Origin of the sequence: Luteococcus sp. H101, from assembly GCF_038433155.1 — a bacterium.
Lineage (GTDB): Bacteria > Actinomycetota > Actinomycetes > Propionibacteriales > Propionibacteriaceae > Luteococcus.
In genome coordinates, this window is sequence record NZ_JBCDMW010000017.1 from 1 (window position 1) to 12,339 (window position 12,339).

Below are 12,339 nucleotides of genomic sequence, written 5' to 3' on the forward strand. Positions count from 1 at the left end.
CAGGGGCGACCCTCCCACCCCACACGGCTGTTACACCCCCCTGGTTTGTTTGTTCCCCCGCGTCGGGTGGGCTGTCAGGCCTCGGGAGTGGTCTCGGGGGTCTGGGTGGCACCCTCGCCCTCGCCACGGCCCTTGCCGCGGCTGCGACGACGGCGGCGGGGCTTCTTCTCGCCCTCGGCCAGGGCCGGGGCCTCGGCAGCCGGCGCCTCGGAGGAGGTGGGGGACTCGTTCTGCTCGGCACCCTCGACGGGCTCGCCATTCTTCAGCCGACGACGGTTGCGCTTCGGCCGCTCCTTGCGCTCACCGCGGGGACGCTCGGTGCCCTCGTCGTCGCCCGCCCGGCCGCGGCCACGGCCGCCGTCACGACCACCCCGGCCACCACCGCGCCGGTCGTCGTCGCGCTTGGGACGGTCCTTCGGCTCCGCGCCCGGCAGCTTGCCCTTGGTGCCTTCGGGAATGTCCAGGTCGGTGTACAGGTGCGGACTGGTGGAGTAGGTCTCCGCGGGCTCGTCGAAGTCCAGCTCCAGCGCCTTGTTGATCACCTTCCACCGCACCAGGTCTGCCCAGTCCACCAGGGTGATCGCAATGCCCTTGTGCCCGGCGCGGCCAGTGCGGCCGATCCGGTGGACATAGGTCTTGGCGTCCTCGGGGCACTCGTGGTTGATCACGTGGCTCACGCCCGTGACGTCGATGCCGCGGGCCGCGACGTCGGTGGCCACCAGCACCTTCACCTCACCGGCGCGGAAGCGCTTGAGCGCCTTCTCCCGCATGGCCTGGTTCAGGTCACCGTGGATGCTGGCGGCATTGAAGCCGCGGTCCTCCAGGTCATCGGACAGCCGCTGGGCGGCGCGCTTGGTCTTGGTGAAGACCATCACCTTGTCCACATCGGTGCTCTGCAGCACCCGGGCGATGATCTCCGGCTTGTCCAGGTTGTGCGACTGGTAGACGTACTGGGTGGTGTCGGGCACGGTGGCCTGGGCGTCGTGGCCCTCCGCCCGGACATTGATGGGCTGGTGCATGTGCGCCCGGGCCAGCCCGATGATGGCGCTGGGCATGGTGGCGGAGAACATCAGCATCTGCCGGTCCTCGGGGGCCATCCCGATCAGCCGCTCGACGTCGGGCAGGAAGCCCAGGTCCAGCATCTCGTCGGCCTCGTCGAGCACCAGCATCCGCAGCCAGCTCAGGTCCAGTGTGCCGCGGTTGGCCAGGTCCAGCAGTCGGCCGGGGGTGCCGACCACCACGTCGACACCGGCATTCAGGGCGTCCACCTGCGGGTCATAGCCGACGCCGCCATAGACGGTCAGCACCCGGGCCTTGCGGATGGTGGAGGCCGTCTGCAGGTCCTTGCTGACCTGCAGCGCCAGCTCACGGGTGGGGCACATCACCAGGGCCTGGGGCTTGCCCGGGGGCATCTCCAGCTCGTCGTAGCCCTCGTCGCCCTCCAGCAGCACCCGCTGCAGGATGGAGATGCCGAAGGCCAGTGTCTTGCCGGTGCCGGTGCGGGCCTGACCCATCAGGTCGGTGCCGATCACGGCGATCGGGATGGCCAGGGTCTGGATCGGGAAGGGATGGGTGATGCCCTGCGTCTCCAGCGCCTGCTGGATCTCTGGGATCACGCCCAGGTCATCCCAGGTGGTCTGCACGTCGGGCTCGGGCAGCTCGGAGGTCACGTCGCTGCCGGCAAGGCCGTCGACGCGCTCGGCGTCAACATTGAGGTTCTCGGTCACCGTTCTGGTCTTTCTCATCCACCGATCGTCAGACCGGCACGGGTTGCCGCAGGTGGCCACATCCGCTGTGCGGGGCACGACCTGCCGGTTGCACGGGAACGTGCAACACGCCAAGGTTACCCGCTCGGGCCGCGGTCAGGTCACACGGGCGCGCGGGAGGGGGCTAACCTGTGCCTCGTGAACGCGAAGAATCTGTCGGGGGACCAGGCCGAGGTGCACCTGTTGGGCCTGGTGGCCTATGGCTCGTTGGCTGCCTTCGAGCGGACCGCCGCGGCGGCCACCCAGGCCCCGGGGCTCGACGACAAGCTGGTGCTGGCCCGGATTGCGGCGCAGCGCTTCAGTCACCTGGGGCGGCTCGAGGCCGAGTTGGTGGCCCGGGGCAGCACGCTGCGCTCCGCGATGCACCCCTTCGTGATGCCCGTCGACGCCTTCAACTCCCACACGGAGCCCAGGACGTGGGGCGAGAGCCTGGTGAAGCTGTGCATCATCGGCGGGCTGGTGGCCGATTTCGCCGACGGAGTGCTGGGCAATCTCGGCCCGGAACTGCGGGAGATCCTCACCGGTTCCATCGACGACGGCGTCCTGGCGCACGAGCCCGGCCGGATGCTGGCCGAGGCGATCACCGTCGACCCGGACCAGCAGGGACGTCTGGCCCTGTTCGGCCGACGGCTGCTGGCCGAGGCCCTGAGCCAGGCCCAGCGGGTGGCGTCCAGCCAGGATGACCTGACCCGACTGCTGACCGGGGCCGGGGAGAATTCGGGCGACGACCTGGCGGCCATCAGCGCACTGATGTCCCGCCTGGCCGCCGCCCATGGCGAACGGATGGCGTCGCTCGGTCTGGCCTGAGGCTCGGGGCCCGGCTCAGACGGTGCCGAAGCCGACCGGCCGACTGTGCTCCTGCCCCAGGTCGACGTAGCCGATCTGGCTGGCCGGGACCAGGATCTTGCGGCCCTTCTGGTCCGAGAGCTTCAGCAGGCCACCCTCGTCCAGGGCGGTGCGCAGGGCCTGCTCCACCTCGTCGGCCGTGGCCTGGGCGTCGATGGTGACCTCGCGCGGGATGTTGTTGATGCCAATCTTGATGTCCACGACGCCCAACCTAGCCCATCGGGGAAGGGCCCGACCCGTCCAGCCGGGTCAGGGCGACGGTGATGTTGTCGCGCCCGCCCTGCCCGTTGGCCCAGTCCACCAGCAGTTCGGCGGTGCGGGCCGGGGACTGCTGCGCCGCCTCGGCGGTGCGCAACACCAGCTCGCTCATCTCCTCGGGGGTCGAGCGGTAATTCCACAGGCCATCACTGCAGACCACCAGCCACCCCGCCCCGGGCACGTCGATGGTGGCCTGACGAGGCGTGACGTCGGCGCTGTCCGGCCCGAGCCAGCGGGTGATGGCGTGCGCCTGGAAGCTGCGTTCGGCCTCCTCCCGGCTCATCCCCAGCTCGATCCGGGCCTGGGCCAGGGAATCGTCGACACTCAGGATCTGCGCCTGGCCGTCGTCCCCGATCCAGTAGCCGCGGCAGTCACCGACATTGCTGACGGTGATCCGGCCATCGTTGACCACCGCGGCAATCAGGGTGCAGGAACCGGGCTGCTCGCCCGGGCCCTCGCTGGCCAGGACGGCACGATTGGCGGTGTCGAAGGCCGTCGCGAGCCCGCGCTGGGCCGCCTCGGGGGAGGCGTGCGGGTCTGTCCGCAGCAGGTCGACCAGGCTGGCGGAGGCCTCCTCCGCGGCCAGCGCCGCGGACAGCTCGGAGCCCAGGGAGGTGGACACCCCGTCGCTGATCACCATCACGGCCAGGGGGCCGTCCTCGGTCTCCCGGCCACCCAGCGCCAGGGCATCCTGATTGGTCTCGTGCCGTTGTCCCCGGTCACTGCAGCCGGCGAGCCAACTCAACGGGGCCAGGGTGTAGTGGTCCCGCTGGGGGTTTCCGGGCTGCTCAGTCATGGGTGCAGTCCACCACGTCCAGCCTCAGGGTGCCAGTCCCGTAATCACTCAGTTGACCGAATCCGCTGATGGCGGACTGGGTAGCGGGGCGGCATTGGCCGGGTCCAGCAGGTCCGCCCACAGATCCCCGTGGTGCGCCACCCGGGCCAGCACGTCGTCGGCCCGGAACTGCAGCGCATCCACCGCATCCACGGCCGCCACCTCCTCCCAGGTGAGGGGAGTGGAGACCGACTCGAAGGGGCGGGCCCGCAACGAATAGGGGGCGATGGTGTTGCGAGCGGCCTGGTTCTGCAGGTAGTCGACGAAGACCCGGCCGGGCCGCTGGTCCTTGGCCATCACCGCGACGAAGGTGTCGGGATGGCGTCGGGCCAGCCGAACGGCCAGCCGTCGGACATGCTCAACCACCAGCCGCCAGTCGGTGGGCTGGATTGGCGCGAAGACCTGCAGCCCCTTGTTGCCGGAGGTCTTGACGAAGGGGATCAGGCCGTCGCCGGCCAGCTCGGTGGCCACCACCATCGCGGCCCGGCAGGAGTCCACGATGCTGGTGCCGGGGCCGGGGTCCAGGTCAACCACCAGGCGATTGCTGCGCACCAGGCCCGTGGAGTCCAGGCGGATCGGGTGCTCCGCGGCCACCGGGCCGCCGGCCAGGTCGTCGATCCGCCACTGGGGGGTGTGCAGTTCCAGGGCGGCCAGGTTGGCCAGCCAGACCAGGGTCGCCGAGCTGTCCGCCAGGGGATAGGTGATCGGCACGTCCGAGGCATCCACCTGCTGGGTGACAACCCACTCGGGGGCCCCGGCGGGCAGGTTCTTCTCGTAGAAGGAGTCCGCCGAGGCACCCTGCGGGAAACGCTTGCGGGTGAGGCATCGCCCCAGCAGGTGGGGCAGCATCACCGGCGCAATCCGGAGCTGGTAGTCGATCACCTCGGCCTTGGTGAAGCCGGAGTCGAACAGCTGCCGGTCAAGATTGGTGAGGTTGACGGGGCGCCCGTCAACCTCGGTGGTGAGGGAAGTCAGGGGACTTCCGGCTCAGAGCGCGCGGACGTGGTCGGCCTGCTGGCCCTTGGGCCCCTGCACGACGTCGAATTCCACGGCCTGACCCTCGTCGAGCGAGCGGAAGCCCGACGACTCGATGGCGCTGTAGTGCACGAAGACGTCCTCATTGGCGCCGTCGACGGCGATGAAGCCGAAGCCCTTTTCCGCGTTGAACCACTTGACGGTTCCGGTAGCCATGCTGTTCTCCTGGTTGGCGGTGTGACCCTTACACCCTGTCACATTTCCCCGCCGGGCACACCCGGTGGCGACGAGGTTGGCAAAACTGTCAGTGGGCTCTGATTGCATTGGTCCCGTGGCAGATCGCAGCTTCATCCTGGTTCCCCCCGTGCAGCAGCACGGGGATGCAGTCGTGCTGGACGGCGAGCAGCGGCGCGTCGTGGAGTGGGCCGGGGGGTCCGGCCCCGGGGCGTTATTGGTGGCCGGCGGCCCCGGCACGGGCAAGACCTGCACCCTGGTGGAGTCGGTCGCCGCCTGCGCCGCCGACGGTGACCTGACCCGGCACCTGGTGCTGACCTGGTCACGGCCCGCCGCCCAGGAGCTTCGGGCCCGGCTGGTGCGCCGGGTTGGACGCAGCCAGGTGGCCCCCAAGGTGATGACCATCCACGGCTTCTGTCACGCCCTGCTGCGTCGTTTCGGGGAGCCGGGGGCGGCCGGCCCGGTGAAGCTGCTGACGGCGCCGGAGCAGGAATTCCGGGTGCGGGAGCTGCTGGCCGGACACGATCTCACCGGCTGGCCGGATGACCTGCTGGCCGCGGCCGGCACGCGGGGTTTTGCCACCGAGGTGCGGGCGGTGCTGGCCCGTACCCGACAGCTGGGCCTGGATCCGGCCCAGGTGGCGGCCGCCGGCCGGGCCGCCGGGCGGCCGGAATGGGTGGCGGTGGGTGGCTTCTACGACGCCTATCTGGACGTGCTGGACGCCGAGGGCAGCCTGGACTATTCGGAACTGGTGCACCGGTGCCGGCTGCTGTTGCTGGACCGACAGGTCCGCGAGACCCTGGCCGCCGAGCTCGCGACGGTGCACGTCGACGAGTACGCGGAGTGTGACCCCTCCCAGATTGCGCTGCTGGCGGACCTAGTGGGGCTGGGGCTGCGGTTGACGGCCTTCGCCGACCCCAGCACCGTGGTCTTCGCCTTCCGCGGCGCGGACCTGCGCGGGGTGGTGGACTTCGAGCAGATCTTCGCCCGGCGCGGGGCGCCCACCCACCGGATCGAGCTGGTGACCAACCATCGCAATGCCCACCAGGTGGCCAGGGCCTGTGCCCTGGTGGCAGCCCGGCTGCCCCACAATGGCGCCGCCCCCAGTGCCGACCCGCGGGCCACCGCCGTGAAGGGGGAGGTGCGGGCCCGCGTCTATGAGAGCTTCGGCGCCATGGTGGAGCACGTCGCCGAGGTGCTGCGCCAGGCCCATCTGGAGCGCGGCCTGGGCTGGCACCAGATGGCCGTGATGACCCGCTCCGGCCGGGGGGACCTGCCGGCCCTGACCCGGGGGCTGGCGGCCGCGGGGGTGCCGGTGGAGGTGGCCGGCGACGAGATTGCCCTGGCGGAGGAGCTCGCGGTCCGCCCGCTCCTGCTGGGCCTGGAGCTGGCCTCCCGGCTGGCGGCCGGCGAGCCACTGGAACCGGACGACGTGGACCGCTTGTTGCGCTCCCCCCTGGGTGGTCTGGACAGTCTGGGGATGCGCCGCCTGGGGCGGCTGCTGTGCGCCCAGGAGACCGGGCTGGAGAGCCGCCCGTCCGGGCAGCTGGTTGCCGAGCTGGTGGCCGAACCAGGACGGGCCGAGGGGCTGACCGACGAGGAGGGGCGCCTGCCGTCCGAGGTGCGGGCGGCGGTGGCCATGGGAGAACTGCTGGCCCAGGTGGGCGGCGTGATCGTGCGTGGGGGGACGGCGCAGGTGGCCCTGTGGCAGCTGTGGAGCGGCACCCGCTGGCCGCGGCTGCTGCGGGACCAGGCGCTGGCCGCCGATGACTCGTCGGCCCGGGCACACCGGGACATGGACGCGGTCTGTGCCCTCTTCGACCTGGCGGCCCGCGACTCCCAGCTGGTAGGTGACAAGGGGATCCGGGCCCTGGTGGCGGAGGTCTCCGGCCAGCAGATCCCGGCGGACACCTCCCGGGAATCGGACCTGGGTGAGCGTGGGGTCCGGCTGGTCACCGCCCACCGGGCCAAGGGCGAGCAGTGGCCGCTGGTGGCGGTGGTGGGCGTGCAGGAGGGTACCTGGCCCAACCTGACCCGGCGCGGAACCCTGTTGGAGCCCGATCGGCTCACCCCCGACGGGGTGCTGCCCCCGGCCCCCACCAGCGGTGTCCTGGCCGAGGAACGCCGGCTCTTCCACCTGGCCTGCAGCCGCGCGAGTGAGCAGCTGGTGGTCTGCGCCGTGGAGGGGGTGGAGGGTGAGGGTGACCAGCCGTCACGTTTCCTGTCCGAGCTGGGCGTGCCGGTGGACCACGTGGTGGGCCGATCGCGCCGGGCCATGACGCTGCCGGCCCTGGTGGCCGAGCTGCGCCGGGTCAGCACCGATCCCGGACAGGCGCCGGCGATGCGGGAGGCAGCGGCGGCCCGGCTGGCCCGGTTGGCGGACGAGCGTGACGCCGCGGGCCGTCCACTGGTGCCCAGCGCCAACCCGGCCAGCTGGTGGGGGATCAGCGACTACTCCCGGGCCGAGGAGCCGGTGGCCCGGCCCGGGGCCCCCATCAGCCTGTCCGGATCCCAGGTGGAGGCCCTGCTGGACTGTCCCCGGCAGTGGTTCCTGGCGCGGCAGGCGCGGGCGGAGGCACAACGCGGCAGCGCCGCCTCGCTGGGTTCCGTGGTGCACGTGCTGGCGCAGCACGCCATGAGCGATGACCTGGCCGCGGAGCAGTTGGCCGAGCACCTGGACGAGGTGTGGGACCAGCTGCGCTTCGATGCCTCCTGGCTGTCCTCCTCCGAAAGGGCCGAGGCCGAGGCCGCGCTGGAACGGTTCAGCAGTTGGGCAGAGGCGGCGGAGTCCCGCGAGGTACTGGGGGTGGAGGTGGACTTCACCACCCGGGTGGAGGTGGACGGCGAACTGGTGGAGGTGCGCGGCAGCGTCGACCGGTTGGAACGCGACTCCCAGGGGCGGCTGCGGATCGTCGACTTCAAGACCGGCCGACGGGTGCCCACCCAGGCCCGGGTGGACCAGATGGACCAGCTGGGGCTCTACCAGCTGGCCGCCCAGCAGGGCGCCTTCGAGCACCTGGCCCCCGGTGAGCGACGGGTGGGCGGCGCGGAGCTGGTCTACCTGCGCAAACAGGACGGCCAGCTGCCCTGGCCGAAGGTGCTCAGCCAGGCGCCGCTGGACGAGGCACCACCCGCCGAGGAGCATCCCACCTGGGTGCACGAGCACCTCTCCCGGGCGGCCCGCACCATCCGCAGCGAGAGCTTCCCCGCCACCCGGTGCGACCGCTGCCAGTTCTGTCCCTTCGCGCTGAGCTGCCCGGCGATGCGCGCCGCCGAGGAGGTCGTGCAGTGAGCATCACCCCGATCACCGCGCCCCGTCGGATGCTGCGCAGCACCGACGAGTTGTGCGCCGCGCTGGAGATCCCCTTCTCCGCGGAGCAGCTGGCCACCATCACCGCCCCCCTGGAGCCCGCCGTGATCATCGCCGGCGCCGGATCCGGCAAGACCACCGTGATGGCGGCCCGGGTGGTGTGGCTGGTGGGCACCGGCCAGGTGGCGCCACAGCAGGTGCTGGGGCTGACCTTCACCCGCAAGGCCGCCGCCGAACTGGGGCTTCGGGTCCGCACCGCCCTGGTCAAGGCCGGCGTGCTGGCCGCCGACGGTGAGGACGCCGACGGCGAAGAGGTGATCATGACCTATGACTCCTTCGCCGCGCGCCTGGTCAACGAGCACGGGCTGCGGATCGGCGTCGAGACCGATCCCCTGATGCTCACCGGGGCCTCTCGCTACCGGCTGGCCTCGCGGGTGGTGGCCAGCGCGCCCGGACCGTTCGAGCACATCTCCCGGCTGCGCCCGGCCAGCGTGACCGAACGGGTGCTGCGGCTGGACGCCGACATGTCCTCCCACCTGGCCACCGAGCAGCAGATCCGGGAGCACGCGGCGGACTTCCTGGCCCACCTGGCCCAGGCCCCGCTGAACAACCGGGGCAACCCCTATGCCGCCGTGCGTGATGCGGAGGCCAGCACCCGGGAACGATCGGAGCTGCTGGAGCTGGTGGCGGGTTACCAGCGGCTCAAGCGCGAGCTCGGCCTGGTGGAGTTTGCCGACCAGATGGCGGTGGCAGCCCGGCTGGTGCAGCGGGTGCCCTCGGTCTCGGCGGCCCTGCGACAGCGCTTTGCGGTGGTGCTGCTGGACGAGTACCAGGACACCTCGTCGGCCCAGGCCCAGTTGCTGCGCGGCCTGTTCGGTGGTGGCCATCCGGTCACGGCCGTTGGGGACCCCTTCCAAGCGATCTACGGCTGGCGAGGTGCCGCGGCCAGCAACATCCTGCAGTTCGCCACGGAGTTCCCCAAGGCCGATGGCAGCCCGGCCGATTCCTACCCGCTGACGGTGAACCGGCGCAGCGGTCAGAAGATCCTGGACGTCGCCAATGACATCGCCGCCACCCTGCGGGAGGATCCCCTGCTGGTGCGCGACGGGCACGAGGCGGTGCAGCTGGTGGCCCCGCCGGACAAGCCCGGTGGCCAGGTGCGGGCGGCCACCTTCGAGACCTGGCCGCAGGAGGTGGCCTGGCTGGCCGACCAGGTGGTGGCCGACGGGCGGGAGGGCGACTGGGCCCGGATCGCCGTGCTGGTGCGGCGCAATGCCGACATTGCCCCGATCTTCCGGGCACTGACCGAACGGGACGTCCCGGTGGAGATCGTCGGCCTGGGCGGCCTGCTGCGGCTCCCCGAGGTGGCCGACGTGGTGGCCACCCTGACGCTCCTCAACGACGTGACCGCCAACCCGGAGACGGTCCGGCTGCTGACCGGGCCACGGTGGCGGATCGGGGAGCGGGACCTGGCGCTGCTGGGGCGACGGGCGGTGGAGCTCTCCCGGGAGTCGCGCACGCAGCGGCCCGACCAGCCCGACCTGTATTCCGATCTGGCGGACGCCATCGCGGAGGTGGATCCGTCGGAGGTGGTCTGCCTGCTGGACGCGGTGGACAGCCCGGGCGAGGCCCCGTTCAGCGACGAGGCCAGGCACCGGCTGGCCGCCTTCAGCCGGGAACTGGCGGGCCTGCGGCGGCATGCCGACGAGCCGGTCACGGAGCTGGTCCGACGGGTGGTGCACACCCTCGGGCTGGACGTGGAGCTGGCCGCCACGCAGGAGCTGGAGGCCAGTTTCCGCCGCAGCCAGCTGGCCACCTTCGTGGACGCGGTGGCCGAGTACACCGACGTCGACGGTGATGCCTCGCTGTCCGGTCTGCTGGCCTGGCTGGCGGCCGAGCTGGAACACGGCGCAGGCCTGGAGCAGGCCACCCCGAGCGAACGCAATTCGGTCAAGTTGCTGACGGTGCACCGCTCCAAGGGGCTGGAATGGGACGTGGTCTACCTTCCCTCGCTGGTGGAGGGGGTCTTCCCGTCGGACCGGGTGACCGACAACTGGACCAGGACCGCGGCGGTGCTGCCGGCCGAGCTGCGGGGCGACGCCGACTCCATCCCGCAACTGGCGGACGTCAGCAATGCGGCCTTCACCGACTATGCCAAGGAACTGAAACAGGCCCAGCGTCGCGCCGAGGACCGGTTGGCCTATGTGGCGGTCACCCGCGCCCGGCACCGGCTGACCGCCACCGGGCACAGCTGGCGGCCGGGGCAGTCGAAGCCCCGAAAGCCCGCGCCCTACCTGCTGCAGGTGATGTCCGAGGCCGAGCGGCAGGGTCGGGTGCTGGCGGAGGCGCCCCCGGTGGCGGAGCAGAACCCGTCGGCCCCGCCGGCAGCCGTGGTGCCGTGGCCGCCGGAACCGGACCCGGAGGCGCACCAACGACGCCTGCTGGCGGCCGAGCTGGTGGAACGGGCCCGGGAGCGCTTCGCCCAGAGCGGGCACTACGAGGCGCCGGAGGGCCCCCTCACCCTGGACCACGAGGCCCTGGTGGCGCAGTGGGATGCCGAGATCGAGCAGTTGCTGGGCGAGGCCCACGCCCGGGACCTGGCCGAAGTGCCGGTGCCGATGCCGGACTCGATGTCCGCGTCGGCGCTGATGGCCTCCCAGCGGGACCCGCGGGCCTTCGCCGCCTCCCTGGTCCGGCCGATGCCCCGGCCCGTGTCCGCGGCCGCGAGCCTGGGCACCCGCTTCCATGAATGGGTGGAACGACGCTTCGGGGTGGCCACCCTGATGGATCCCGACGACTGGCCCACGACGGAGCTGACCGAGTCCGAGCTGGCCTTGCACCGCTTGGTGCGGGCCTTCGAACAGGGGCCCTATGCCCACCGGCAGCCGCTGGCGGTGGAGGTGCCCTTCGTGCTGGCCCTGGGGGAGAGCCTGCTGCGCGGCCGGATCGACGCCGTCTACGCCGTCCCTACCGGCACCGGGGGTGGCCACGACTACCAGGTGGTGGACTGGAAGACGGCCAACCAGCCCAGCGACCCCACCCAGCTGGCGATCTACCGGCTGGCCTGGGCACAGGCCAAGGGGATTGACCCGGAGCGGGTGGACGCGGTCTTCTACCACGTGCTCAGTGGTGAGGTGGAACGGCCCGAGCCGCTGGCCGATGAACGGCAGTTGCGCCGGATGAGCCGCGGCCTGGCTGCGGGCGGGGAGTAGCCTCACAGACGTGAACGGACCCTGGAGCCTGACCCCACTGCTGGACCGGATGGGCGCCGCCCGGCATGATCCCGCCGCGCCGGCGAGGTGGTGGCGCGACCCCCGGGCGCGCTTGCTGGTGGTGGATTCCGCGGGCCGGGTGTCCAGCGACCCCTTCGGCTGCCCCACCGCCGAGGCACCCGGCCGGCCGGGCCACGACGCCCAGCGCGATGTGCTGCTGGGCAGCGTCCGGCGGGAAGGTAACGACGAGGTGTGGTTTGCCCGACGCGGTGAGGTGGCAGCCGGCCACAGCCTGCGCGACGGGTCCTTCGAAGGGGCCCGGCTGGAGCTGGTGACCGCCGCGACCGCCGTCCTGGCCTGGCACGACGCCTGCCGCTTCTGCGAACGCTGCGGCGCGCCCACCGAGATGGCCGCCGGCGGCTTCCAGCGTCGGTGCACCGGCTGTGGGCGGGAGATCTTCCCGCGCACGGATCCGGCGATGATCGTCGCCGTGCTGGATGAGAAGGATCGGCTGCTGCTGGGACACCAGGCGGCCTGGGCGCCCGGCCGGGTCTCCATCCTGGCCGGATTCCTGGAGGCGGGGGAGAGCGGTGAACATGCCGTGGTGCGGGAGGTACGGGAGGAGTCCGGGCTGGAGGTGACGCAGGCGCGCTTCCTGTCCAGCCAGCCCTGGCCCTACCCGCGCTCGTTGATGCTGGGCTTCGTGGCCCGCGCGCAGGGCGAGATCCGCGTCGACCAGACGGAGATTGCCTGGGCCCGGTGGTACTCCCGCGACGAGCTGACCGCGGCGCTGGCCGACGGGTTGAGCCTTCCCGGTCCGGGATCGATCGCGGGCCGGATCATCGCCGCGTGGCGGGCCGGCGAGCTGCCCCCGCCGGAGGGGGCGCTGCGCATCTGACCCCG

At 71.8% G+C, this 12,339-nt stretch carries 9 protein-coding genes; 4 read left to right on the top strand and 5 right to left on the bottom strand.

The window, feature by feature from the left end:
• Window positions 1-74 precede the first annotated feature (74 nt).
• Window positions 75-1,745, bottom strand: a complete 1,671-nt coding sequence (locus AAEX60_RS06595; RefSeq protein WP_342102068.1) for a DEAD/DEAH box helicase — start codon at window positions 1,743-1,745, stop codon at window positions 75-77.
• Between the two features lie 159 nt (window positions 1,746-1,904).
• Here AAEX60_RS06595 and AAEX60_RS06600 point away from each other — a divergent pair, with 159 nt between their 5' ends.
• Window positions 1,905-2,573 (top strand): ferritin-like fold-containing protein, encoded by a 669-nt coding sequence (locus AAEX60_RS06600; protein ID WP_342102071.1) that lies wholly within the window; start codon window positions 1,905-1,907, stop codon window positions 2,571-2,573.
• A 15-nt stretch (window positions 2,574-2,588) separates the two neighbouring features.
• On the opposite strand, the gene AAEX60_RS06605 is transcribed toward AAEX60_RS06600, so the two are convergent.
• Genes AAEX60_RS06605 through AAEX60_RS06620 form a run of 4 tightly spaced genes read right to left on the bottom strand, consistent with a single transcriptional unit; the run spans window position 2,589 to window position 4,896 of the window.
• A complete protein-coding gene (locus AAEX60_RS06605; protein WP_342102073.1) occupies window positions 2,589-2,813 on the bottom strand; it encodes a DUF3107 domain-containing protein in 225 nt (74 codons plus the stop codon).
• Between the two features lie 10 nt (window positions 2,814-2,823).
• Window positions 2,824-3,666, bottom strand: coding sequence for a PP2C family protein-serine/threonine phosphatase (locus AAEX60_RS06610; RefSeq protein ID WP_342102075.1), 843 nt, complete (start codon window positions 3,664-3,666; stop codon window positions 2,824-2,826).
• 48 nt (window positions 3,667-3,714) lie between these two features.
• Window positions 3,715-4,680 carry a non-homologous end-joining DNA ligase gene (ligD, locus tag AAEX60_RS06615; protein ID WP_342102132.1) on the bottom strand — a complete coding sequence of 322 codons (966 nt, stop codon included), beginning with the start codon at window positions 4,678-4,680 and terminating at the stop codon, window positions 3,715-3,717.
• Window positions 4,681-4,692: 12 nt separating this feature from the next.
• On the bottom strand, window positions 4,693-4,896 hold the full coding sequence (locus AAEX60_RS06620; RefSeq protein ID WP_342102077.1) for a cold-shock protein: 204 nt from the start codon (window positions 4,894-4,896) through the stop codon (window positions 4,693-4,695).
• 115 nt (window positions 4,897-5,011) lie between these two features.
• On the opposite strand from AAEX60_RS06620, the gene AAEX60_RS06625 reads away from it, so the two are divergent.
• Genes AAEX60_RS06625 through nudC form a run of 3 tightly spaced genes read left to right on the top strand, consistent with a single transcriptional unit; the run spans window position 5,012 to window position 12,334 of the window.
• Window positions 5,012-8,206, top strand: coding sequence for an ATP-dependent helicase (locus AAEX60_RS06625; RefSeq protein ID WP_342102078.1), 3,195 nt, complete (start codon window positions 5,012-5,014; stop codon window positions 8,204-8,206).
• The gene (locus tag AAEX60_RS06630; protein ID WP_342102079.1) at window positions 8,203-11,436 is read left to right on the top strand and encodes an ATP-dependent DNA helicase; all 3,234 of its coding nucleotides are present in this window, start codon (window positions 8,203-8,205) and stop codon (window positions 11,434-11,436) included. Before AAEX60_RS06625 ends, AAEX60_RS06630 begins: the two co-directional genes overlap by 4 nt.
• 10 nt (window positions 11,437-11,446) lie before the next feature.
• On the top strand, window positions 11,447-12,334 hold the full coding sequence (gene nudC / locus AAEX60_RS06635) for an NAD(+) diphosphatase (protein ID WP_342102080.1): 888 nt from the start codon (window positions 11,447-11,449) through the stop codon (window positions 12,332-12,334).
• Window positions 12,335-12,339: the final 5 nt, after the last annotated feature.